Annotated in this window: 26 protein-coding genes; 14 read left to right on the top strand and 12 right to left on the bottom strand. The window is 62.3% G+C overall.

The genetic code is table 11. The annotated features are described in order from the left end of the window. Positions 1-328: 328 nt before the first annotated feature. Positions 329-1,753: a PAS domain S-box protein gene (locus tag NLY37_RS17800; RefSeq protein WP_286440119.1), complete on the bottom strand. Its 1,425-nt coding sequence runs from the start codon at positions 1,751-1,753 to the stop codon at positions 329-331. A gap of 155 nt (positions 1,754-1,908) precedes the next feature. Here NLY37_RS17800 and NLY37_RS17805 point away from each other — a divergent pair, with 155 nt between their 5' ends. Next, complete coding sequence (locus NLY37_RS17805; protein ID WP_023671108.1) at positions 1,909-2,277, top strand: response regulator; 369 nt, start codon at positions 1,909-1,911, stop codon at positions 2,275-2,277. 435 nt (positions 2,278-2,712) lie between these two features. Here NLY37_RS17805 and NLY37_RS17810 read toward each other — a convergent pair whose 3' ends face one another. Together NLY37_RS17810 and NLY37_RS17815 are read right to left on the bottom strand one after the other, a co-directional pair. Then, positions 2,713-2,871 carry a hypothetical protein gene (locus NLY37_RS17810; RefSeq protein ID WP_023671107.1) on the bottom strand — a complete coding sequence of 53 codons (159 nt, stop codon included), beginning with the start codon at positions 2,869-2,871 and terminating at the stop codon, positions 2,713-2,715. A 129-nt stretch (positions 2,872-3,000) separates the two neighbouring features. After that, positions 3,001-5,001 carry an AI-2E family transporter gene (locus NLY37_RS17815; RefSeq protein WP_023686481.1) on the bottom strand — a complete coding sequence of 667 codons (2,001 nt, stop codon included), beginning with the start codon at positions 4,999-5,001 and terminating at the stop codon, positions 3,001-3,003. A gap of 185 nt (positions 5,002-5,186) precedes the next feature. Between NLY37_RS17815 and NLY37_RS17820 the strand changes: the two genes are divergently transcribed. Continuing rightward, complete coding sequence (locus NLY37_RS17820; protein ID WP_023740895.1) at positions 5,187-5,420, top strand: hypothetical protein; 234 nt, start codon at positions 5,187-5,189, stop codon at positions 5,418-5,420. A 237-nt stretch (positions 5,421-5,657) separates the two neighbouring features. After that, positions 5,658-6,698, top strand: coding sequence for an aminopeptidase (locus NLY37_RS17825; RefSeq protein WP_031245934.1), 1,041 nt, complete (start codon positions 5,658-5,660; stop codon positions 6,696-6,698). Between the two features lie 29 nt (positions 6,699-6,727). Here NLY37_RS17825 and NLY37_RS17830 read toward each other — a convergent pair whose 3' ends face one another. Beyond that, positions 6,728-7,933 carry an ROK family transcriptional regulator gene (locus NLY37_RS17830; RefSeq protein ID WP_023740893.1) on the bottom strand — a complete coding sequence of 402 codons (1,206 nt, stop codon included), beginning with the start codon at positions 7,931-7,933 and terminating at the stop codon, positions 6,728-6,730. Between the two features lie 145 nt (positions 7,934-8,078). Here NLY37_RS17830 and NLY37_RS17835 point away from each other — a divergent pair, with 145 nt between their 5' ends. The 7 genes from NLY37_RS17835 (at position 8,079) to NLY37_RS17865 (ending at position 15,046) form a co-directional block, all read left to right on the top strand. After that, on the top strand, positions 8,079-9,344 hold the full coding sequence (locus NLY37_RS17835) for an ABC transporter substrate-binding protein (protein ID WP_023710878.1): 1,266 nt from the start codon (positions 8,079-8,081) through the stop codon (positions 9,342-9,344). 93 nt (positions 9,345-9,437) lie between these two features. After that, the gene (locus NLY37_RS17840) at positions 9,438-10,373 is read left to right on the top strand and encodes a carbohydrate ABC transporter permease (protein ID WP_023704068.1); all 936 of its coding nucleotides are present in this window, start codon (positions 9,438-9,440) and stop codon (positions 10,371-10,373) included. Then, the gene (locus NLY37_RS17845; protein WP_023671100.1) at positions 10,366-11,271 is read left to right on the top strand and encodes a carbohydrate ABC transporter permease; all 906 of its coding nucleotides are present in this window, start codon (positions 10,366-10,368) and stop codon (positions 11,269-11,271) included. The genes NLY37_RS17840 and NLY37_RS17845 overlap by 8 nt, the downstream gene beginning before the upstream one ends. A gap of 25 nt (positions 11,272-11,296) precedes the next feature. Further along, positions 11,297-12,403 (top strand): ABC transporter ATP-binding protein, encoded by a 1,107-nt coding sequence (locus tag NLY37_RS17850; RefSeq protein WP_023740892.1) that lies wholly within the window; start codon positions 11,297-11,299, stop codon positions 12,401-12,403. 39 nt (positions 12,404-12,442) lie between these two features. Then, positions 12,443-13,210: an SDR family NAD(P)-dependent oxidoreductase gene (locus NLY37_RS17855; RefSeq protein WP_023740891.1), complete on the top strand. Its 768-nt coding sequence runs from the start codon at positions 12,443-12,445 to the stop codon at positions 13,208-13,210. Continuing rightward, positions 13,207-14,217: a sugar phosphate isomerase/epimerase family protein gene (locus NLY37_RS17860; protein WP_023740890.1), complete on the top strand. Its 1,011-nt coding sequence runs from the start codon at positions 13,207-13,209 to the stop codon at positions 14,215-14,217. The genes NLY37_RS17855 and NLY37_RS17860 overlap by 4 nt, the downstream gene beginning before the upstream one ends. A gap of 16 nt (positions 14,218-14,233) precedes the next feature. Further along, positions 14,234-15,046, top strand: a complete 813-nt coding sequence (locus tag NLY37_RS17865; RefSeq protein WP_023726512.1) for an SDR family NAD(P)-dependent oxidoreductase — start codon at positions 14,234-14,236, stop codon at positions 15,044-15,046. Between the two features lie 408 nt (positions 15,047-15,454). Here NLY37_RS17865 and NLY37_RS17870 read toward each other — a convergent pair whose 3' ends face one another. From NLY37_RS17870 to NLY37_RS17900, 7 genes are all read right to left on the bottom strand, one after another. After that, entirely contained in the window at positions 15,455-15,889 is a 435-nt protein-coding gene (locus tag NLY37_RS17870; RefSeq protein WP_023671095.1) for a hypothetical protein, read from the bottom strand. Positions 15,890-16,582: 693 nt separating this feature from the next. Beyond that, on the bottom strand, positions 16,583-17,131 hold the full coding sequence (locus NLY37_RS17875; protein WP_023698777.1) for a dihydrofolate reductase family protein: 549 nt from the start codon (positions 17,129-17,131) through the stop codon (positions 16,583-16,585). Positions 17,132-17,317: 186 nt separating this feature from the next. Further along, positions 17,318-17,587: a PilZ domain-containing protein gene (locus NLY37_RS17880; protein ID WP_023726509.1), complete on the bottom strand. Its 270-nt coding sequence runs from the start codon at positions 17,585-17,587 to the stop codon at positions 17,318-17,320. A 59-nt stretch (positions 17,588-17,646) separates the two neighbouring features. Then, positions 17,647-17,856: a hypothetical protein gene (locus NLY37_RS17885; protein WP_023671091.1), complete on the bottom strand. Its 210-nt coding sequence runs from the start codon at positions 17,854-17,856 to the stop codon at positions 17,647-17,649. Positions 17,857-17,973: 117 nt separating this feature from the next. Further along, on the bottom strand, positions 17,974-18,549 hold the full coding sequence (locus NLY37_RS17890) for a DUF308 domain-containing protein (RefSeq protein WP_023704144.1): 576 nt from the start codon (positions 18,547-18,549) through the stop codon (positions 17,974-17,976). A gap of 107 nt (positions 18,550-18,656) precedes the next feature. Further along, on the bottom strand, positions 18,657-19,244 hold the full coding sequence (locus NLY37_RS17895; protein ID WP_023704145.1) for a TetR/AcrR family transcriptional regulator: 588 nt from the start codon (positions 19,242-19,244) through the stop codon (positions 18,657-18,659). A 147-nt stretch (positions 19,245-19,391) separates the two neighbouring features. Then, positions 19,392-19,742 carry a hypothetical protein gene (locus tag NLY37_RS17900; RefSeq protein WP_023740888.1) on the bottom strand — a complete coding sequence of 117 codons (351 nt, stop codon included), beginning with the start codon at positions 19,740-19,742 and terminating at the stop codon, positions 19,392-19,394. A 45-nt stretch (positions 19,743-19,787) separates the two neighbouring features. Between NLY37_RS17900 and NLY37_RS17905 the strand changes: the two genes are divergently transcribed. The 4 genes from NLY37_RS17905 (at position 19,788) to NLY37_RS17920 (ending at position 22,515) form a co-directional block, all read left to right on the top strand. Further along, positions 19,788-20,060 (top strand): hypothetical protein, encoded by a 273-nt coding sequence (locus tag NLY37_RS17905; protein WP_023740887.1) that lies wholly within the window; start codon positions 19,788-19,790, stop codon positions 20,058-20,060. A gap of 262 nt (positions 20,061-20,322) precedes the next feature. After that, positions 20,323-21,075 carry a DUF4142 domain-containing protein gene (locus tag NLY37_RS17910; protein ID WP_023671088.1) on the top strand — a complete coding sequence of 251 codons (753 nt, stop codon included), beginning with the start codon at positions 20,323-20,325 and terminating at the stop codon, positions 21,073-21,075. Positions 21,076-21,107: 32 nt separating this feature from the next. Further along, a complete protein-coding gene (locus tag NLY37_RS17915; RefSeq protein WP_023671087.1) occupies positions 21,108-21,713 on the top strand; it encodes a general stress protein in 606 nt (201 codons plus the stop codon). A gap of 181 nt (positions 21,714-21,894) precedes the next feature. Further along, positions 21,895-22,515: a hypothetical protein gene (locus NLY37_RS17920; protein ID WP_031245930.1), complete on the top strand. Its 621-nt coding sequence runs from the start codon at positions 21,895-21,897 to the stop codon at positions 22,513-22,515. A 53-nt stretch (positions 22,516-22,568) separates the two neighbouring features. On the opposite strand, the gene NLY37_RS17925 is transcribed toward NLY37_RS17920, so the two are convergent. After that, a complete protein-coding gene (locus NLY37_RS17925; RefSeq protein WP_023740885.1) occupies positions 22,569-23,717 on the bottom strand; it encodes an extracellular catalytic domain type 1 short-chain-length polyhydroxyalkanoate depolymerase in 1,149 nt (382 codons plus the stop codon). Positions 23,718-23,863 lie beyond the last annotated feature (146 nt).

The raw sequence follows: 23,863 nt of genomic DNA on the forward strand, positions 1-23,863 counted from the left end.
GGCGCTTCCAGGCTCCATGTTATGCCATGCGGACCGTGTTCAAGATTTCCCTGCCCACTAACCGCTGCGGGCGCGACCCGCTTCAGCACCACGGTTCCAAAGCCACCTTGTCCGACAGTCTGAACCTGCGGCCCATCGGTTTCGACCCAGGTGAGGTGAAAGAGCCTCGAAGCACCGGAACCGGTGATGCCCCATGTGACCGAGATCCGGCCCTTGTCCCCTGAGAGAACCCCGTATTTGGCCGAGTTGGTCGCCAGTTCGTGGAAGGCAATCCCGAGATACTGAACTGCGTTGGGACTGAGCACCAATGATGGGCCCGACATTTCGATCAAATCCCCCGCGGGAAAGGCTCGACCTGGGCCGCCAAAAGGTCGCTGATCGTGGCACCCTTCCAATCCGCCGATACAAGCAGGTCGTGAGATCGTGACAACGCCATGATGCGCTCGCGCACCTGGGTTTCAAATTGTTTTGGCGTCTCCGATCGCTTGTTGGTCTCCCGGATCATCGACAGGATGACCGAATACTGGTTTTTCACCCGGTGGTTGACCTCGCGCATCAGCATGCGGATGCGGTATTCATTCTCCTTCGCCGACGTGATGTCTCGCGCTATCTTCGATGCGCCGGTGATCTGCCCGGTTGCGTTACGCACGGGCGATATCGTCAGCGAAACCGGAACCAGGCTGCCATCCTTGCGCAGGCGGGTCGTTTCGAATGGTTCGACGCGCTCGCCGCGGCGAATGCGTTGGAGGATGCGGGGTTCCTCGTCCTGATGGTCTTCGGGGATCAGCATGGTCACCGACCGGCCAATCGCTTCGTCGGCGGTATAGCCGAAAAGCCGTTCGGCGCCGTGGTTCCAGCTTTTTATGATGGTGTTGAGATCCTTGCTGACGATAGCGTCAAATGAGGATTCCACGATCGCTGACAGGTGCTGCCTGGTTTCTTCGGCACGCTGGCGGTCCGTCAGGTCCAGCAGCATGTTGACGGCGCCAATCAGAGCGCCGTGCTCGTCCCGCAGCGGTGTCGGGTAGGGCAGGAACGGAAAAAACGATCCATCGGGACGCTGCGCAACAGCTTGCTGATTGCGGACCGGCCTGTTCTCCTTGAGCGCGATGGCCATCGGGCATTCATCGTGCGGCAATTCCTTGCCGTCGGCACTGAACAGCTTGAACGTCACACACCATTTATCCTTGCCGACCTCAGGCTCCCTGCCTGCCAGATCGGCCGCGGCGCGGTTGTAGTAGGTGATCGTCCCATCCTGATCGGTCGTGTAGATGGCGACGGGTAGGCCGTCGAGTATCTGGTGATAGGTACTGTCATGCTGCCTGAGCTCCGAGCGGGTGTGCACCAAGTCGGTTACATCGACCGTGAAGCACCGGGTGTTGATCAGCTTGCCGTCCCGGAAATGTCCGCTTGAGGTGACTTCGACGTGCTTGATCGATCCATCGCTGGCCCTCAATCGCGCCGGATATCTTACGATCTTCTCGCCATTGGCAAGGCGACCCAAAATGTCCTCTATGACGTCCCGGTCGGGATAGAACTCGGCGATGTGGCAACCGAGGTAGTCCTCTGCGGGATAGCCGAGAAGGTCGAGCTCAGCCTGGTTGGCATGCACGATTACGCCGTCTGCGTTCACCAGATGGAGGGCAACGGCGCCGTTTTCGAAGAAATCCTTGTAATCGAAATCCAGACCGTCATTGCTGGACACCCCCGGGTTTTCGAAGGCGACAACATTCGCCTGTGTTGCTTCATGCATCCCAAACACCTTGTCCAGTCCAACCAAATATAATGCGGCTTGGATCAGTTGGTTCCCATTGCTCGCGGTCTCGACCCGCTGCGTACGGGAACTCGACCCTAAAAGGGTCGTAGCCTCGACTCGTCTTCCATCTACAAACGTGCGATCATCCGCGCATGGGCAAACCCTTGGTCCTTGTCGTCGACGACGAAGCCTTGATAGCACTGGATATGGAGTCCACTCTTTCGGAGGCGGGCTTTGCCGTGGCATTGGCGGCGACATGTTCCCAGGCGAAACGTTTTCTTGCGGACCATACCCCCGCCGCAGCGATCCTGGACGTAAGGCTGTCGGACGGCGAGGCTGTTGACGCGGCAAAAACCTTGGCAGGGCGGGCGGTTCCTTTCATCGTCTATTCCGGCCTGGGGCTCGAGGAAACCCCCGAAGCGTTCTCGTCCGGCGTAAGAGTGATGAAACCCGCCGGACCTGCAGAGGTGGTCCGGGCTCTCAAAGCGATGACCGCCGGGCAGCAGAAGGCGACGGGATAGCCGTGCTCTGAGCACCTTCGGTCTAAACTAGCCAGGCGCTGCCGGAGCAGCTGCCGTGCCTCACGGAGCAGCGAATTGCGGCCGGTGCCGATCAGGCGAACAAGGTCGCGCGCTTGATCCTCGGTGATGCCGGTCTCTTTGGCAGTTGACAGCACCAGTGCTTCATTCCCTTCCACTTTCTTAGGGTTGTGCTCGTCCTTGCCCGTGCTGATCATGCCTTCTCCATCGGCTCAACGCCAGGATCTGAGACTCATTCTTCGACGCACGGTCAACCTCGCTGTGCCGCGTTTGAGCGACAGAGATAGCGGCTCAATTATTGCGTTGCCAGAAACGATCCTGGCAACAGCCAAGTGGCCGGGTCCGTTCGTACGATAAAGCGCCCCGCGCAGGGACGGCGCCAGCATGGGCCAGATCGACCAGACAGATTGACCGGTCCTATGCCTCTCCGAAATCGGTTTCGTTTCTTGACGTCGGTTGCCGCTCGTAGTCAACGGGCGGCGGCAGGAGCATGATTTCGGTCTCCTTGCGGCCGAACTCTCGGCCGATCTGGAACGCCGCGTAGATCGCGCCGAGGCGGATAAGGAATCTAAGCATGGGGGTTCTCCTTCGATGTTAGGAACCGCAAGGCCGCGAGATTGTTCCATGGTTTGCGAGTGGGGACGATCTTGCCGTCGCACCAGGCATTCCAGCGCCGGCGCGGCAATCTGAGACATGGCGGTGCGGCTAGGCTGTTGCGGCCGTTGCCTGGGCCGGGATCCGTTTTCGAGGGGCCGGACGGCGTCGATCGCGGCGTTTCGAAACGACTTTGAGGGGAACGGCCGGCGCTGGAGAAAGTGCGCCAAGCACAGCGTTGACCATGCCGTGCGCTACGAAATCGGCGCTGATGTCGGCGGCCAAAGCTTGCCTTTCTTGCCCGACATCGCCCTGCTCCGCGTCTGACCAGAACACAATCCCAATTCTCAAACCTGCCTTGGCGCGCTTCAGTCTCCGGACCAGAAAGCGGGCATGCTTGAGCGAATCCCGGTTCAGGAAACCGACCACGACGGTGTCGATCGCCTCTAGTTCGAGACGACGAATACCTGCCGGCTCCATATCGACAAAACTGGCCTTCGCCACCGTAGCACCTTGCACCTCCAGCACCTGGGCGAGCATGGCGGCAGCGGCATCGTCGAGTTCGCCGCGACCGCCGGCACAAAGCACCGACATGTCCTTGCCGTCGGGCAGCTCGATCTCTTCCTCTTCGACGCCATCTGTTTCCCTGCTCGCGCTCCCTTCCGCGGTGGTTGCCGGCGCATCTTCCTCGCTTGCCTCTTCCTGTGCATCGTCGGCAAGATTTGCCACAAGAATTTGGGCGCTCGCCGCCACCTGCCTTCGCTGTTGATCGCCCATCACGCCACGCATGCGGTCCTGCTCGCCCAACAGGAGAGCAGGAATGGCGACAGTGTCGTAGAAATCGATCAGGTACTTCTCCTCGAGGATCTCCTCGGCATGGTCAGTGGCCTCGTCGGGATCGCCGGCCAGGAGCCGTTGATAGAGCCGGGCGTGAGATTCAAGGACGGGCTCGTTGCCAAACAGGACGTCGAGAAATTCGAACTGCGGAACATGTCGCCCGAGGACGACGAGGCAAACTGTCAGCGGCGTCGAAAGGACCAGGCCGAGCGGCCCCCACAACCATGTCCAGAAAATTGCCGCAACGATGATTGCCAAAGGAGAAAGTCCCGTGCGCGAGCCATAGAGCCACGGTTCGATGACGTTGCCGGTTACCAATTCCATGACGACAAACAGTGCGGCGGTCCACAGCACCAGCGACCAGCCGGGCGCAACCGCCAAGGCCAGAAACAAGGGCAGCAGCATGCCGATAACAGGGCCGATATAGGGAACGAAGCGCAGCGCCAGTGCCAGCAACCCCCACAGCAGCGCGTTGGGAATGCCGAGCACCCAAAGGCCAATCGCGATTGGTATCGCGTAGACGATGTTGACCACCAATTGCATGATCAGATAACGGCCAACCCGTTTGCCGGCATCCTGCAATGCCTGCGTTGTGCGATGGAGATCGCCATAGCCGACGAGGCGGATAAACCGGTCGCGCAGATCCTCGCGCTCAAGCAACATGAAGATGACGACGATGATGATCAGGCCAGCTGATGCCAGCGGGCTGATCAACGGTCCGATGATGTTCTGCAATACCTCCAGAGGTCTCTCGCGGGCGACGATCTCGACGGGAACAGGCTCGCGCCGGGGCTTGTCGGCCGCAGGCGGCGCCACATCCTGCTTGTCGATCTCCTGACCGACACGCTCGATCACCCCGCTCAGCCTGGCAATTATGCCGCCACCAACGCCCGTCTCCTTGAGGGAACGTACCTTCGTCAGAATGTTTGTCTGGTAGACGGAAATGTTCTGAGCAAGCTCGCTTACCTGGGTCGCAACAATGAAGCTGAACAGGCCCAGGGCCGCGAATGCGCCAATCACGCTCAGAAGCACTGCGGGCAGCCGAGGCAAGCCGACACGCTTCAGTGCGGAGACCATCGGCACCAGCGCAAAGGTCAAAAGCAGCGCGATGGCAATGGGAAGGAACACCTCACGACCGAAATACAGCGCAGCTACTGTCGTGACGATGGTTGCCACGGTAGGCAGAGCTGTGCGCGGATGGGCATTGCCTGCCGCAAGAATCCGTCCTAGCCCCCGCTCGGACGATGAGATGTCGTTTCGACGATTGGCAGCCACCTGATTCCCCCCGTTTCCTAGCGATAGTTAGACCCATTCGCCTGCCGGGCAATGTTTAGCAGGGCCGAATACATACGTTTTGCGGTTTTGCGCCCTGGGCGCTGTGCTCTGACGGTTCAGTCGATATCGTCGGAGCCGCAAATCTGTGGTAAAGCCGCCGCCCAACCAACCAAAGGACGACATCTGTGAGCGAACCGACTGTGGCCGAAGCGACCGAAAGTATCTATGCCTCGCTGCGGGCGGACAATGCCGACATCGACGCCCATATCGCGACGCTCAAGGCTGCGCTGACACGAGAGGGCGCAAAACAGGCGGTGTTCAATCCGGCAAAATTGGCGCAGAACAACCGCTCCGGCCGTAAGTTGATGCAGGCTTATTTTCGCCAGCGCGGCGTGAGCGTGAGGTTTTCGGACCAGTAGCGCGCGGCAGCTTGGGGGAACGGCGTCCCAACGGACGGTCCGTATCTCGCCCGCTCCGCCCTGCGGTGGACTTTCGTCAATCCTAGGCGAATGCCCGCCTTGCCCTGCCCAGGTCGGTGTCGCCCCCTGCCCCTGCAGCTCTTGACGGAAACCGGTGCCTCCTGTTTGAGGGTGACCAGGACGTTTGCTGCATAGGGAGATGGGCAGGGTGGGCAAACAGTGAAGCGCGTTCTTCGGATGCTTGCCGCGGCGATCATCGCGTCCGGGGCGACCGGCTGCACGAGCATTTCCTACTACGCGCAGTCGTTGCAGGGTCACGCGCAGATCATGGCCGCCCGCAAAAATATTGGAAAAATCATCCGTGATCCTTCGACGCCTGAGGCATTGCGCGCCAAATTGACGTCGGCCAGCGCCATAAGACGGTTTGCGACAGATGAACTGGCACTGCCCGAGAACAGCAGCTACCGCAGCTATGTCGACATCCATCGCGACGCCGTGACCTGGGCCGTTTTTGCCGCGCCGCAATTCTCGCTTGCGCCACGAACATGGTGCTTTCCGGTTTTCGGCTGCGTTCCATACCGGGGTTATTTCTCCCGGAAATCCGCGGCTGAAAGCGCTGTCGAGCTTCAAAGACAAGGCCTCGACGTCTATGTCTCGGGCGTCACCGCCTATTCCACGCTTGGCTGGTCGAGTGACCCGCTGCTGAGCACCATGCTGCATCAGGACGACACCTATCTCGCAAGCCTTGTTTTTCATGAGCTGGCGCATCAGCGCCTCTATGTGGATGGCGATTCCGCATTCAATGAGGCGTTCGCCGTAGCCGTCGAAACCAGCGGCGTCAGGAAATGGCTCCGCGCCGCCGGCGATCGGGCCGGATTGCGCCGCTACGAAGCCGATCGCAAGCGCAGCGCCGATTTTCTCGGGCTGGTGGCGAGGACGCGCGACGAGCTAAGGCAGGTCTATGGTAGTCCCCGCACCCCGGAAAAGATGGCGGCCGCCAAGGCAGCAACCATCGACCGGTTGCGGGCGCGCTACCGGCGGATGCGCGACAGGCACTGGGCGGGATACCGTGGATACGACGCCTGGTTCGATGCCCCGATCAACAACGCAAAGCTCGCCGCGACTGCCGTCTACGGTGAACAGGTTCCGGCCTTTCTTCGCTTGTTCGACCTGTGTTCGGGTGACTATCCAAGGTTTTACGCTTCTGTCCGGCGGATCGCGGATTTGCCCAAATCGTCCCGCGCCGAAGCGCTCAAGGCTGCGGACACATGCAATTGACTTGAACAAGCACAGGCTGGTCCTGACGATCACCCCAGCGACAGTTCCTTCGTCTGGTGTCTCAAAACGAGGCCGACCGCGCCCAGCAAGGCATCGTTCTCGGTGTGCTTGCCAACGATGATGCGCGTGCGCAGGGCGGGAGCGACATCCCGGGACTTGATCAGCGTGTGGCGTTCATAGGACGCGATCAGCGGCGTCAACAGAATGTCCCCTGCCAAAGCCATGTGGCCGCCGATGATGATAAGCGGCGGATTGAGCACCGAGCCGATCAGGCCGAGACCCCGGCCGGCGATCTCGGCGGTATCCTCGATCATCCGCAACGCCCTGACGTCGCCCTGCTCGGCCATGGCGATGACATCGTCCATGGTGACTTGCCGCCCAACGACACGCGAAATCTGTTCCAGCGGCCGGGCAAAACTCGCGTAGAGCTCCAGGCATCCGCGATTGCCGCAGCGGCAAAGGTCGCCGCCGGGATCGATGCTGATGTGCCCGAATTCGCCAGCGCCGCCGGCGACGCCCGTCACCAGCCGGCCATGCTGGACTATGGCGCCGCCGACACCCAGATCGATCTTGAACAGGACGAAATCGTCCTGGCCTACGGCCGCGCCCCACATCAGCTCGGCAATGGCCGCGCAGTTGCTCTCGTTGTCGGCGAAGATCGGCTGTTCCAGGACGGGTCCGAACACATCTCGTATGTTGACGCCGGCCCATGTTGGAACCATGCTTGCGCGCAGCACCACTCCATCGCGGCTGACAGGGCCGGAGACGGAGACACCAACCCCCAGGAGCCCCGCCATCGGCAGACCATTTTCCCTGTAGGATTGGGCAATCGCCGATTTGACCGCCTGGGCCGCCTGTTGCGGCTGGTAGTCCAGCGCCATTGGAATATTTTGTTCGGCAATGACGGAATGCGAGACATCGGCGACGATGAGCCGTATCTGCTGAAGAGCCAGGTGAATGCCGACGCAGGTGCCCGCTGTCGGATTGAGCGTCACCGCCGCGGCTGGCCTGCCGATGCCTCTGATGCCGTCGCGGCTGGTCGGGGCTTCGATCACCATTCCAGACTTTTTCAAGCCGTTAAGCGCGGTTGACACCGTCGAGCGCGCCAGACCGGTGGCGCGTGCGATCTGCAACGCGGAGAGTGCGCCGCGCTCGCTCAGGCAGCGCACGATCATGCTCTCCGGCGACGCGGAGGGTCTGTCGATCAGCCAGGTTCTAAGCGAAGGTTTTGTCATGGCTCAACATAAACATCGTTGACTGATAGCTCCAATATGTCATCTTGGAAAGAACTCGAGATTGACGCATCTCGCTGGCGGCGGCTTCAAACCGCGGCCATAAGCGGTCGAGACGAACCGTGCAACACGATATGGGAGTGAAACGATGAAGTCCGTCATGACCGCGCTTGCGGCCGCTGCTGCGTGCACATTTTTCGCCGGAACAGCCTTCGCCGAGCCCAAGACCAACCTTTTGCACCAATGGGCGACCGGATCGGACGCCCAGGCGATCGCCAAGCTCGGCGAGATGTTCACCGCCAAGGGCGGCAAATGGGAACAGACCTCGATCGCCGGCCACACCGCCAATACGCTGGCCAAGCTGCGCGCCGACGTGATCGCCGGCAATGCCCCGCCTGCCGTGCAGCTCAAGGGCCCCGAGATCGCCGAATGGAACGAGACCGGCATGACCGCCGATCTCGACGAGTTGGCGGCCTCGGAAGGGTGGGAGAAAGTGGTGGCGCCGGAATTGCTTCCGGTGATGAAGCCGACCGGCAAATGGGTCGCCGCGCCCATGAACATCCACCGCATCAACTGGCTCTGGGCCTCGCCCAAGGTCATGCAGGCGGCCGGCGTGGCGGAAATGCCGAAGACCTGGGCCGAGTTCAATGCGGCCTGCGACAAGATCGTCGCCACAGGCAAGATCTGCATCTCGCATTCGACCGCCGACTGGACGGATTCGACGGTGTTCGAGGTCGTGCTCTACGGCCAGGACATCGATCTCTACCGCAAGGCCTTCGTCGAAGGCGATGTCGAGTCCATGCGCAGCCCGGGGATGGTCAAGGCCTTCACGCAGATGCGCCTGATGACGAGCAAATACATGGATCCGGGCATGGTCGGCCGCGACTGGGATTCGATGTCGGCGCTGGTCGGCAAGGGCGACGCGGCGTTCCACATCATGGGCGACTGGACGATCGGCCTTTTGACCGCCGCCGGCTTCAAGGAAGGCACCGACTATGTCTGCGCCCAGGCGCCGACCGATTGGGGCAAACCCGGCTTCATCCTCAACTCGGACTCGGTCGTGTTCTTCAAGCAGAAGGACCAGGATTACATCGACGGCCAGAAGCTGCTGGCCAGCCTGATCCTGTCGCCCGACTTCCAGACGGTCTTCAACCAGGCCAAGGGCTCGATCCCCGCACGCCTGGATATCGATCTGTCGAAGGGCTTCAATCCGTGCCAGCAGCTCTCGCAGAAGGATCTGCAGGCTTCGATCAAGGACGGCACGCTGGTCCGCTCGATGGCGCACAACATGACCATCCCGCAGAAGATGCGCGGCGCGATCATGGACTCCATTACCGAGTTCGTGGCGACGCCGGACATGTCGCCCGAGGATGGCGCCAATGCGATGGCCGACGCGGCGGAAGCACAGAAATAGACGGGAATGGCCGGGCGCCATCCGCACCCGGCCGTCCGCCATCCCGGTCCCGCGCTCCGCCAGTCCTGTGCTCTGCCAATCTCCGTGCTCTGAATGTCAAATCACGACCTGATCCTGTCGGTACCGACGCCTGCCCGCCCCTGGCGCGAGCGGCTGGGCTCCGCGATGCCCTTGCTGGTGCTCGGCCCCTCTCTCGTGGCGAGCTTCGTCTACGTCTTCGTGTTCACCGGCTGGACGCTCTATATCTCGCTGTCCAACTCCTCGCTGCTGCCGACCTACGGCTTCGTCGGCCTGGACAACTACGCGTCGCTGTGGGCGAACCGGCGCTGGAACATCGCCTACAACAACCTGTTTTTCTTCAGCGCTTTCTACATCGTCGGCTCGATGGCCGTGGGACTGCTGCTGGCGATCCTGATCGACCAGCGCGTGCGCGGCGAAGCGGCATGGCGCACGATCTTCCTGTATCCGCTGGCCGTCTCCTTCATCGTCACCGGCACGGTCTGGAGCTGGCTCTACAATCCGACCGACGGCATCCAGGCCATGGTGCGCGGTTTCGGCTGGACGAGCTTCAGTTTCGCACTGGCCAGCGACCGGCACTATGCGATCTACGCGGTGATCATCACCGGCGTCTGGCAGGCCTCGGGCTTTGCCATGGCGCTGTTCCTGGCCGGCCTGCGCTCGGTGGATCAGGACCTCGTCAAGGCCGCGCAGATCGACGGCGCATCGACGTTCCGCATCTATCGCAAGGTGCTTCTGCCAACCATTGCGCCGATCTTCCTGGCGGTCGCCGTCATCCAGATCCAGTTCGCCATCAAGACCTTCGACCTCGTGGCGGCCCTGACCAAAGGCGGCCCGGGGATCTCGACCACCTTCCCCGCCATCTACGTCTATGACCTGATGTTCCAACGCGGCCAGATCGGCGAAGGTGCGGCCGCCGCCATCATGATGCTTGCCGCTGTTGCCGTGGTGCTGGTGCCCTATTCATTCTGGGTGGTCTGGCGCCGGCGCAAGGAAGCCGGCCATGGCTGACGTCTCCCTGGACCAGTCGCTCGACCGTCGCGCTGCCGCAGTCGCGTCGCGCCGGCATTTTCTCACCCGCTTCGCCATCTATGGGCTGCTGGTCGTCTTCGCGGCGATCTACCTGGTCCCGTTGCTGGTCGTGGTGCTGAATTCATTCCGCGACCAGCAGGAGATCGCACGCAACGGGTTGATCTCGCTGCCGCGCAGCTTCCGCCTCGATGCCTGGGGCCAGGCCTGGAGCACCTATTGCATCGGCGGCACCTGCGAGGGCATGCAGCGCAACTTCTACAACTCCCTGAAGATGACGATCCCGGCCACGATCATCTCGACGGCGGTCGGCGCGATGAACGGTTACATCCTGTCGAAATGGCGCTTCAGAGGTTCGGAAGCTTTGTTCACCTGCATGCTGCTCGGCGTCTTCATTCCGGGCCAGATTTCATTGATGCCGTGGGCGTTCATCCTCGGCAATCTCGGCCTCAGCAATTCGGTCTACGGGCTCGTCCTCATCCACGTCATCCAGGGCATTTCGTTCACCACTTTGTTTTGCCGCAACTACTACGTCAGCATCCCCGACGACCTGATCAAGGCGGCGCGCATCGACGGCGCCGGCTTCTGGCGCATCTTCCGCAAGATCATTCTGCCTCTCTCCTCACCGATCCTGATCGTCACGGTGATCTGGCAGTTCACCGGCATCTGGAACGAATATCTGTTCGGCGTCGTCTTCACCTCCGGGCAGCAACAGCCGATCACGGCAGCGCTCGTCGCGCTGACGGCAAGCGGCACCAATGTGCGCGCCTACGATGTCATGAGCGCCGCCGTGCTGATCGGCGCGCTGCCGCCGCTGCTGATCTATCTCTTCGGCGGCAAGTATTTTGTGCGCGGCCTGACGCAAGGTGCCATCAAATGAGGCGCGATCAAGTGAAGGGCATTGCATGTCGACATTGACCATCCGATCGCTGCGCAAGAACTACGGTGCGGTCGAGGTGCTGAAGGGCGTCGATCTCGAGGCGCGGAACGGCGAGTTCATCGCGCTGGTCGGACCCTCCGGCTGCGGCAAGTCCACACTGCTGGCGATGATCGCCGGGCTTGAAACCGTTACCTCCGGCGAGATCCGCATCGACGGGCGGCTGGTCAATTCGGTGCCGCCGAAGGACCGCGACATCGCCATGGTGTTCCAGTCCTACGCGCTCTACCCGACGATGACGGTGCGCGAGAACATCACCTTCGGCATGGAAAGCCGCCGCGTCCCGAAGCCGCAGCAGGACGAGGCCGTCAGTCGAGTTGCTGCCTTCCTGCAGATCGAGCCGTTGCTTGGCCGCAAGCCCGGACAGCTCTCGGGCGGCCAGCGCCAGCGCGTCGCCATGGGCCGGGCGCTGGTGCGCGATCCCAAACTGTTCCTGTTCGACGAGCCGCTCTCCAATCTCGATGCCAAGCTGCGCGTCGACATGCGCACCGAAATCAAGAAGCTGCATCACCGCGTCGGCAAGACCACGGTCTACGTCACCCACGACCAGGTCGAGGCGATGACGCTGGCATCGCGCATCGCCGTGATGCACCAGGGCGAGGTCCAGCAATTCGACGATCCCGCCACGATCTACAACCGTCCGGCCAACATGTTCGTCGCCGGCTTCATGGGGTCGCCGGCGATGAATTTTCTGCCAGCCGAACTGAGCCAGGAAGGCGGTCGCGCCACTGTTGTGTTGCAGACCGCCGACGGCAAGACGGCCAGCCTGCCGATCGTCCAGGCGCTCCCATCCGACACGCCGCGACAGCTCGTGCTCGGCATCCGTCCCGAGCATATCTACCGCTTCGATCCCGACCTTGCGCGCCGCAAGCCGGGCATCGCGCAGATCGATGCAGTGGTCGAACTGGTCGAGCCGACAGGCGCGGAGACCATGGCCGTCCTGCGCCTGGGCGGCAAGGAGATCACCGGCCGTTTCGACCCCGACGGCACGCCGCTTATGGGCGAGACGGTGACGCTCGGCATCGACATGGCGCGGGCGTGCCTGTTCGACCCGACGACCCAACGCCTGATCTGACCCGATCTGACCGAAGCTTGATCTGAAAAGAGTTCCGCCTTGTCCTTCGCCACCTATCCGAGCCTGTCCGAGCGTGTCGTGCTGATCACCGGCGGTGCGTCGGGCATCGGCGCCGACACGGTCCGCGCCTTCGCCGCCAATGGCGCACGAGTGGCGTTTCTCGATCTGCAGCAGGAGGCCGGCGAGCAGCTTGCCCGCGACCTCGCCGCCACGGCAGCGCATCCGCCCCTGTTCCTGCGCTGCGACGTGACCGATATCCCTGCCCTGCAGGCCGCGATCGGCACGGTGCGCGACCGCCTAGGGCCTGTCGCGGTGCTGGTCAACAACGCCGCCGATGACAATCGCCTCTCCGTCGCCGACGTGACGCAGGAATATTGGGACCACGCCCAGGATGTGAACCTCAGGCACCACTTCTTTGCCGCTCAGGCCGTGCATCCGCACATGAAGGAAGTGGGCTTTGGTTCGATCGTCAATTTTTCCTCGATCGCCTGGCGTTTCGGCGCGTCAGAGATGGCGCCCTATGCGGCGGCCAAGGCTGCGGTGGTCGGGCTGACCTTCGCGCTGGCGCGGGCGTTTGGCCCCGACAACATCCGCGTCAACGCCATCGAGCCGGGCGCCGTCATCACCGACCGGCAGCGGGAGCTTTGGTACAAGACCCAAGGTTCGGTCGACCAGGTCGTGCAGCGCCAGGTGATCCGCAAGGTTCTGCTCGGCGAGGAGATCGCGCGCACGGTGCTGTTCCTCGCCGCCGACGACAGCCGCATGATCACCAAGCAGTCGATCACCGTGGATGCCGGCCTGAGATGACCACACCTGACTCAAAGGATCGCTTCATGCTCGAGGTCGGCCTGAACCCCTACGGCCTGACCTATCATCTCGGCCTCCAGGGCCGCGGCACGCCACGCGCCAATCCTAGACCTGCGGGGCTCGATGGTTTCATCGCGCTCGCGACCGATCTCGGCGCGCGCGTGCTGGAGATCTGGGTGCCATGGCTGACCGAGCTTTCCGACGACGCGGTGATCGCGCTGCGCGAACGGCTCGCCGGTATTGGCATCGCGCCGGTCGTCAGCGGCGGCCTGCTGGTGGGCGAGCCGCTCGACGATGCGTTTCGGGCCGCGCGCCTGCTCAAAGCCAAAATCATCCGGACGGCGCTGACGCCGGTTCTCTGCGGCGACCGCAACGCCGCCGGCGAAAAATGGAGCGAGTACGTCGGCATCATTCGAGAGCGATTGGTGGAATGGGGTCCCCGCGCGAATGCCGAAGGGTATGTCCTTGCGATCGAAAACCACCAGGACTTTACCAGCCGGGAACTCGTCGATTTCTGCGCCCTCGGTGGTGGCAGTGTGGGCGTCACCTTCGACACCGGCAACACGTTCCCGGTCGGCGAAGCGCCGCTCGATTTTACGAAGGTGATCGCCCCCTATGTCCGCCATGTCCACCTCAAGGATTATCGCGTGCAGTTCACGACCGAAGGTTACCGGCTGATCCGCTGCGCCATCGGCGACGGTGCGGTACCGTTTGCCGAGCTGTTCGCAATTCTTGGCCAGCACCACGATCGCCTGACCGCCGTTCTCGAACCGGGCGCCTTGGAGGCCCGGCATGTCCGCTATCTCAGCGACGACTGGTGGCGCGGCTATCCCCCGAAGACGGCACGCGAATTTGCCGCCTGCCTGGCGGCCGCGCAGCGCAACCGGCTGCCCGACGATGCCGACTACCGCACCCCCTGGGAGCGCGAAGACGACGGCTCCCTGGTTTCCTATGAGCTCGACATGATCCGGCGCAGCGCCGCCAACATGCGCAAGCTGGTTCGATGAAAATGGAGAAGATCTGATGACGGCACGTGAACTCGATGGATTGACCGCCTTCGTCACCGGCTCCGGCCGTGGCCTCGGCCGCGTGATGGCCGAGCGCCTGGCCGAACTCGGCGCCAATGTCGCAATCCACGACATGAACGAGGAAGCGCCGGCCAAATATGGCGAGTTCGCCAATCTCGGCGAAGTGGTCGAGCGCCTGAAGCGGCATGGGACGAAGGTCACGTCGGTGACCGGCAACATTGGCGACCAGAAGGCGGTGGCCGAGATGAAGCGCAGGATCGAGGCCGATCTCGGTGACGTGCATGTGCTGGTCAATTGTGCCGGCGGCGACATCGGCGCCAAGGGCGGCAAGCCAAACCCGAACAACGCCCTGGACATCGAACTGGACGACATCCGCGTGCTCACCGAGAACAATCTGATCGGCACGATGCTGGTCTGCCAGGCCTTCGTGCCGCCGATGAAGCAGCGCGGCGGCGGCTCCGTCATCAACATCGCGTCGGCGGCGGCACATCTCGGCTGCTCGCCCGAGGTCGTCTACTCCACCTTGAAGGCCGCGGTCGTGCATTACACGCGCTGTCTCGCCAAGGAACTGATCGACGACGGCGTGCGCATCAACGCGGTCAGCCCAGGCGCCACCAAGACGGCACGCTTCCAGGCGACCCGCGTGGTCGATCCGGAGCGCATGGATTCCAGCCGCAAATCGCTGAACCGCTATGCGGAACCGGAAGAGATCGCGGAGGCGGTGGCGTTTCTGGCTGGCCCGCGGGCGCGGTTTATCAACGGGCAGGTGCTGCGGGTGGATGGCGGGTTTACGATCTTTCCGGGGTGATGGGGGAGGCCTCGAATTTCAATTTCAGGGCCGAAAGCGGAAGGTCCGTTTTCGGGATTCCTGGGTTAAATTGCCCCCTCACGCCTCGAGCTTTTCGCAGCGTCAAAACGGCTGTGGAGGGATTGGCAGGCTATACCGCTGACGAAGCGCACATGTGACGCACCGAGGATAAGTAACCCCGCTTGGTCACGAGGGCGCTGCCGACCGGTTGGTCGAAACTGGCGCTGGCACTCGCTATTCACGAAATTGCCGATCACCCTGACGAGGCCCACTAAGCAATGGTGAACGTCATTTCTGAAGTCGCAAGCAACTCGGCCGCCCTACTCCATTGAGGTCAGCCATGCCTTCGCGGAGCCGACGCAATCTCTGCTGGAGCCTGCATGCTTCTTCAGGCGCGACCGCTGTGTCTCAGTGCGGCATGAATCCTTTTCTCAGCCAAGCCAATATCTTGCTCCCATTGAGGACCCTGCGGACACGCCCGGCGGCCCAGCCAGCCTGCATGGTGGCGCCGGTGTGGCAACTGCAGACGATCTCATGCAACTGCCAATCGGAGAGTTCGAAGAAGCGTCTGGCTTCCCCGTAGGTATCCGATTGCATGCCCGATGCACGCAGCAGTGGATCGTCAAAGGCGACACTGATCGCCGATCCGACCGCGCGCGCTTCTCCGCGGACAGAGGGATGCAGATGCTCAGTCCCGGTGAGAGCCACAAGGGAGCGCGTCGGATTTCGATAGAGCAGTTCCGCCCACCGCTCTATCCGTTGCGTCCTTGTAGCCAGCAGAGCCGGCGATAGTGGACTGATGTCCGCGACTGACTGGAGTTGATCGAGTGTCTGGTGCTTCATGACTGCCTCCTGTTGGTCGTTCCAATCCCAAGGCCTTTGCTGCAGGATTGGCTCACACGCTAAGCCGCCTCGTAAAGGAGCGGCGGCCGATCAGGTGTTGCCACCAATCGCCCACAGGCACCACGCGGCGGCATCTGCAGCGACCCCAACTGCATTCCTTCGCCAATGTTCCAGCGGGATGAAAAAAACTGTGCGGCCGGCCGACCCGACGGACCCGGCTGGCGCACGCAGGATCCTGAACTGCTGGACGATGATGACGCAGGCCTGGAAAGGCGGCTAGGTTGGACCTTGCTTTTCAGGCTTGACCATGATGTTTCACTACCCGCTCGGTCATCGCGGGAAGGCCAGGAGCAGAGCCGCTGGCAACGGTGAGTTGCGGACGAGGGCGGGCGGTGGAGGACGACGCCCTTGGGCCGCCAGGTCACTGAAGGACCAACCGAAGCGGCGCTTCGGGCGTAAAAGCGATGTCCTTGTAGGTCTGCAATGTCTGCTTATGGAGTAACGGCGGCAAGGCCTCTTTGACCGGCATGGGGCGCATTGCTGACCGGCAGATTTTCGGCCGACAGCAGACCCTCTGCTGCTTGGGTACCCAGCACGCAAGCTGACATGTGAGACCTCGGTGCGAAGGCCGGGACCAGGCCCACTGCGAACGTACGTGTTGGTTCGCATGTTGGCGCTGAAGCGCCTTATCGTTCAGCCTCGCGGCACATAGATCATATGAACCGTATCGTCATCGATCAATGTGCTCGACACCAGTTGCAGCGGAGGCCTTGCCTCGTGGAAGAAAGGCTTGCCCTTGCCGAGCACGAACGGCCTCACGTGCAGGTGATATTCCTCGATCAGGCCCAGCCCGGTCATAAGACCGGCCAGTTCCGGACCGGAAACGCTCAGGATACCCTCCGTGCGGGCCGCGATCTCGCGAATCTGCGTTTCAATATCGCCGGAGATGAGGGTGGCGTTGGGGCCGACCCGTGAAAGTGTGCGCGAAACGACCCATTTGGGCAGCTTGCGCCAGAGTGTCGCGAACTGGCGAAGCGAAGCATCCCATTCCGCGCGATCATCGTCCCAATAGCGCATGACCTCGTACATCCGGCGGCCATACACAGCGCCGGCATGGTTGCGAATCGTCTCGATCCAGTACTCGAAGTGCTTCTGGCTTGGTGCGCCCATGACCAGATTTCCGGCAAGGTCATCGACATAGCCATCGATGGAAACGTTCATTCCCAAGATAAGTTTGGCCATAAGCAGCGCCTTCACATAGTCGGTTCACGGATTAACCGCTTGTAATTTGCAAGCAGTGAGACGCTATAGCAACTGATTGCAAATCGCAAGCAGCATGGAAAGAAGCGTTCGTGCCGCAAACGCGCCCTGCCTTGTCCCATCAACCCTGGACTTGAACAGCTGGGTGATCCGTCCGGCTACCGCCATCTACGCCTGCCTTCCCGAATCAAGCTGCACCCCAAGTCGCTCGTTCCGTCTCCACCGCACCACGGCGCGATAGCTGGTATGATCGACTGGCACGTGAAGCACGAAACGGTCGGGGATTGCGATATCGGCCTTGACCCGCAGCTCCGCGCCGTGGGCGTGCTGGTTGCAAACCAGACAATTGATACTGGCGTCGCCAACGCGGATTGTCGCTTCCTTCAGAACAAGATCACGGATATGCGACCGTCGCTCTATCGGTGGGTCAGCCGGCATTGCCTTATCCCTCTGATTTGACGACCTGAAACTCTTCTGAACCCGGGATGGAAAGCGCACTACCGGCCCAGCGGTTGCCTCGAAAGACTGACGAGCTCGGCTTCGTCGACCACGCCGGCCATATAGTTCGCGATAATCCGGGATGCGATGGCGTCGCGTGCTTCGGGCGACTGACCGTCGCGCTTAAGCTGCTCGAATACACGGCCCAACAGCTCGAGTTCGGATGGCTGCAAAACGCCGGCCTCGGTGGCTTTGCGTCGAATGGGCATTTGTGATCCTCCACTACGGTCAACAACATACGACCGCGGCAGGGAAACTCAACTCACCTGTCGAGGGCGCCACGCAGGCGGCGGCGACCACAAATCCCGTTTCGAACGATCGGCGCCTCAGCCGGCGGCCTCAGCCGCCTTGCGCCGCGCGTCGCTCACCGTCAGCCAGGCTGCCGAGACCAGGAAGTAAAAGGCGCCGAACGCGGCATAGGGCGCGACATCGGTGATGCCGACCGTCGCAGCGCTGCCAGCCATCCTCACAAAAAAGATGCCGGCCAGCGCCGACTGGGCGCCACTCAGCACCATTGCCCACTGCGCGCCGGACTTCCAGCGCCGGACTGCGGTTGCCAACTGAAAAAGGCCCGACAGGACCGCCCAGACGCCGAACACCGCGAGCACCGCATTCATGCTTTTGCCCAGAGCAATGGCGACCGCCGCCGTGGTGATGATGCTGATGACCAAATTCAGCAGCTGCGTCTTGTTGCGGCTTAGCCCGCCGCTGCGCTGGGCGTCGACGAAATTGGCCAGCGCATCCCAGGCGGGATAGGCGACCAACATGATGGCTGCCAGGGACGGCATTGTCCTGGAGGCAGTAAAGGCCAGCAGCACCCAGGCCGCCGCCACGGCAAAGCGTATGAAATAGTAGCTCTTGAGCCACGAGGATTGGTTGGCTTCATTCGTCTTGACAAGCATTTTCGGATTTTCCTTTTTTGTGTTTACCTACTAGAAGGTAGGCACGATGGATGCGTCGAAGAGAATTCGGCGGAGGGGCTCGCCGCCCCTGTCGCGCAAATTCCCTGTTAGTGAACCTTCCGAGACAGACGCTGAACGGTCGGCGTCAGAATGGCGCCGAAGATGGCGGGGTTGCCATAGGCGCGCGCGGACAGCATGGCGCCATGAACGGTCGCCATGAAGGTCTCTGCCTCCAGCTCCGCCGAGCCTGCAAATCCGAGAACCCCCTGCTCGGCGCCGCGCTCCATGACCCTGGTCAACCAGGACGACAGAAACCTGAAGTAAGCCCGCACTTCGACGGCAATTTCAGCCGGGAGCGCCGGGAGTTCGCTGGCAAGCAGCGCGCAGACGCAAAACGGAACGCTCGCATCCTCGATGCATTTTGCCCAGTAGTCGGCATAGGTCTGAAGCAGTGCAAGCGGGTCTGGGAGTTTACTTTCCAGATCTGCCATGCCGGCCTCGGTACGCTCGCGATGGCGCGCCACAAGCGTGCGGACAAGATCGACCTTGCTGGGGAAATGATGGTGGATGCTCGCCTTGCGGATCCCCACCTCGCCGGCGATATCGGCATAGCTGAATCCGTTGTAGCCGCCGGCCACGATGAAGTTTCGCGCGGACGCCAGAATCTGATCGGAGGTCGCCACAAGGTTGCTCATGGCGTTTACCTACCTACTAGTAGGACTAGCCGTCAACGCCGAATTTCCGAGCGGGGAGCTTTTCACTCAAGCGATACTGATCTGGCGTCCAGAAATACAAGGCCCGCCGGCAAAGCCGGCGGGCGCAATAGGTCGTAAGATACCTCGCTAGAACCAGCCTCGGTCGCGTTCCTGGCTTTGCCCGAGCAGCATGCCGATCAACAGCCCGGCAATGCCACCAAGCACGAAAGCGCTGCTGATGGTGCCGGGATTTTGCTGGACGGCTTCGGACACCGTCTGCGCCTGCGATCTCAGCTGCTGCGTTGCCCGTGCCGCGCGCTCGGTCGCGCTGCCGTACCAGCCGCCGGCTTCGCCGACGGCATCTTCTGCGCGCTCGGCAAGCGTCCGGTTGATCTTGCTGATCTCGCGCTTCAGCGATGCGACCTGCTTCTCCAGGGCCTCCTGGGCCTCTCGGGCGGAAATCTTCGGGGTGTCCTTCGGGGTGTCGTTCTCGGCCATGGCTGTTCCTTTCGTTGAGGCAGGGGGAACGGCCAACGGACAAGGATGGTTCCGCTGCCTGCCGTCACGGTCATTCGCCGGGCCGGCCGCCAACTTTGGGAACACTCTCCCGATCCAACGGTTGTGGCTGATGGAGGCACGCATTTGTCGAATCGATCGAGCCATGCTGAAACGCTGCGGACGGTCTCCGACCTGCTCCACCGCGCCCGCCGTGTCATTCGCGACGGCGGCCATGCGGCGGCGATGTTCGAAATAGACACGCTGCTGCAGGTCGCACAAACAGAGGTTGCGCGCCGCCTCGAACGCAACGATCGCTGAACCTCGATAGGCCACCGCGGGCGGTGTTCATTTGCCGGCGGCGAAGGGCCTCGTTTCCCTTTTTGATCGACTTGCAAGGCGCCCATCGAGCGGGTCGCCGTCCCCGCCACGCGTCGACATGGCAAAGGCGCAAAATCCGAGGATGAGGGGCCATCATCGCGGCATCGACCCTCCCGGCTATAACGCTTGGGCGGCGGAACAAAGCTTGGCCGCACTGGTTAGGCTCACAGCACGATGTGTGCCCCAACGAGGATTTCTGTCCATGAAAACACGTGTTCTTCTAGCTTCGCTGGCCACCGCCACAGCCATGGTCTTCGCCCTGCCCGCCTTCGCCGCCGACAGTGCTCAGGACTTTGTCGACAAGGCTGCCATCGGCGGCCTGTTCGAAGTGGACTCCAGCAAGATCGCAGAAGGCAAGGCCCAGGATCAAGGCGTCAAGGATTTCGCCAAGAAGATGATCGACGATCACGGGGCCGCCAACGCCAAGCTTGCGACCATCGCCGGCGAACAGAAGCTGAAAGTGCCGACGGAGCTGGATGCCAAGCACAAGGCCGATCTGGAGGCTCTGCAGAATGCCAACGATGCCGTCGACAAGCCCTATGTCCAGATGCAGCGCGATGCGCATTCGGAGGCGGTCACGCTGTTCGAGAGCTATGCCAAGGACGGCGACAACGCGCAGTTGAAGACCTTCGCCTCCGAGACCTTGCCGACGCTCAAAATGCATCAGGAAATGGTCGAGAAGATCGCTTCCGCCGACAATGCATCGTCGACCACCAGCTCCACCACCCCGGCCGTGAGCACGACCGACACCACCAATCCGGCCGCCCCAGTCCCGGGTGCCAACAGCTTCACCGAGGATCAGGCGAAGAGCCGCATTCAGGATGCCGGCTTCTCCGGCGTGTCCAAGCTGACCAAAGACGACCAGGGCATCTGGCGCGGTCAGGCCACCAAGGATGGCAAGACCACGACCGTGGCGCTCGATTATCAGGGCAACGTCGTTGCCGGCGCGAACTGAACCCTCTGAACCAGAACGAGGAGATCAAGACCATGAAAACCGTAACCGGACTTTTCGACAACTACGATGATGCCTCCGATGCCGTCGGCGAACTGGAGGCAATCGGCGTGCCGCAGGCCGACATCAGCATCGTCGCCAACAATTCGGATGACTGGTACGACGACGGCGACACTTCCAACGCCGCCGAGGATGCGGCCGGCGGCGCCGGTCTCGGAGCCGTCATTGGCGGCGCCGGCGGGCTTCTGACAGGGCTCGGCATCATGGCCATTCCGGGCGTCGGTCCGGTCGTGGCCGCAGGATGGCTGGCCGCCACCGCGGTCGGCGCCGTTGGCGGCGCGGTCGTCGGTGGCGCTGCCGGCGGCATCGTCGGGGCGCTGACCGAGTCAGGCGTCCCCGAAAGGGATGCGCATGTCTATGCGGAGGGCGTTCGCCGCGGTGGCACGATGGTGACCGCCAGGGTCAGTGACGAACTCGCCGACGAGGCCGAGCGTATTCTTGGCGAATCCAACTCGGTCGATCTGCAAGACCGCCGACGCGCCTATGAAGCCGGTGGCTGGACCGGCTTCGATGCCAATGCCGACCCCTACACCGACATCGAGGCCGAGCGCGACAAAACGCGCAACGCCAGCCCACTCTGATCATCGAGCCCCGTCGCCGCACGGCGGCGGGGCCGAAGGTGCTGTCGGCGCACAGCAAGCGGCGTTCAAATTCGGCCATAAGGGGCGGTTCTCTTCGGACCTGCCCCTTTTCGCTGTTGCCTTGGCTTGACCGGCTCTTGCCGTGTTAGCATCGAGCCAACGAAACCAGCCCAAGGAAAGCATGAGCCCGTCCCCGCAACTGATTGCCGAATGGCCGCTGTCGCCGTCAGCGACACTCGGGTCCGCCGTGCGCTCCAAGGGGATCGAACGTGAAGTCAGAGCCCGGCTGCCATGGGCAGTCAGGAAGCACGTCAAGGCCGAGACGGGCCGCATCGCATTGCGAATGTCGAGATCCGAAGCGGAAGCGTTCAAGGCCGCCTCTGCCAGTATCTCCAAAACACTGGAGGGAGTGGAAGCGCTGCCTGTGCTTCCACGCGAGGTCGAGGATATCCTTACGATCTCTTCGCGCGAGCGCCACAAATGGCTCAAGGACGGTCGGCTGCAAAGCACCGGCACACGCACCGTCAAGATGCGTGGGCGATCAAAGTCTGTCACCTTCCACGTTTTCGACCCGCGCCACATCGAGGACGTCCTGGACCGCGATTTGGCAACAGTCTGGAGAGAGCAGGATGTCCAGGCGGTCGCCGAGAACAGGCGGCGCGGCGCGGGCAAGGCCGCGTTGACGCGCGCGGTAAAAGGCACCGGGCAGGCACGCACTGCGAGGAAGGCCCGGAACACGGACGGCCCGCCGCCCGGATTGAAGGGCTGGGATGCGTTCGAGGACGAAGGCCTGCTGCGATAATGATGCTGGCGCTTGCCGTTGTCCTTTGGGCCGGGCGAGCCTCAGCCTCAGCCTCAGCGCATCAATCCCGCTGCCCTGAGCGCGTCCTCGATGACCTTGGTGATCCCGGCCGCCGGACCGCCTGGCGGATTGACGGGCTCCGGGGTCGGATCGACACGGACGGCTCGCGGTTTTTCCTTCGGCGAGAAAGGCTGCAATACAGTGCCTGAAGCGGCCTCGGCTTTCGCCGCGCGTCGTACGTCTGGCTTCGTCAGCCCCCAGAAACGGGCGATGTGGCGCGTCGAGGAAATCCCGACATCCAGCATGAACGGCCCTGCTTTGCCGAGAGCATTGTCGCCGCTCGCCTGCAATGGCGTGCCATGGCCCATGCCGGCAATGCTGTATGCCTCGACCACGTCGCGGCCTTTGCCATCGCACCAGACTTTTCGGCTCTGACCGTCGACCTTTTCCGTGCGTGTCGGCGCTTGAGCGAGGCCGTGCACGCCCTCCCATTGCGCCAGCACCGCGTCGGCATTGGAAGGCACCACGGTCGTATCGGCCGAGCCCTGCCAGATCGAAATCCTCGGCCACGGCCCCTTGTGCGGCGAAGCCTCCCGCAACAGACGCTGCAGGTCGGTTCTGGACGGGCCGCCATGGCCACGCATGCGGTCGAAGGCTTCGGGGATGGTCGAGGCGCTGCCATAGGCAAGCCCGGCAATGATCGCGCCGCCGGCAAACACGTCCGGGTAGGTCGCCAGCATCACCGCCGCCATGGCGCCGCCGGCGGAAAGACCGGTGACGAAGATCCGCTTGCGGTCGAGACCGTGGGTGACCACCGCCGCCTCGATCATCTGGCGGATGGACAGCGCCTCGCCGCTGTCGCGGCTTATATCGCCCGGCACGAACCAGTTGAAGCAAAGATTGGCGTTGTTGGCGCGCTGCTGCTCGGGGAAAAGCACGGCAAAACCCTGCTCGTCGGCGAGTTCGGTCCAGCCGGAACCATGGTCGTAGCCGGCGGCAGTCTGGGTACAGCCATGCAGCACCACGACCAGCGCCGCCTGCTTCGGTAGGTTTTCAGGACGATAAAACCGCGCGCGCAAGGCGCCGGGATTGGACCCGAACCCTGTCATCTCGGACAGGTGATCGTCCTTGCTCTGTCCTGCACCGGCTGGCCGGCCGCGCATCGCGCTCAGCCGGGCGATCGTATCGGATATGTCTCGCAAATCGTTATCCTTGCGCGCCGGAATGGGCAGACTCGTGCACACAACGCACACGCAGCAATATCGTTGCTGCACTGCACAATAACAAGCGGCGCGGTCGATTAAATGACCGATGGATCATAGAATCCGCTGCACGGCTTGTGACGGAC

Source organism: Mesorhizobium sp. C395A, from assembly GCF_030323205.1.
Classification (GTDB): domain Bacteria; phylum Pseudomonadota; class Alphaproteobacteria; order Rhizobiales; family Rhizobiaceae; genus Mesorhizobium.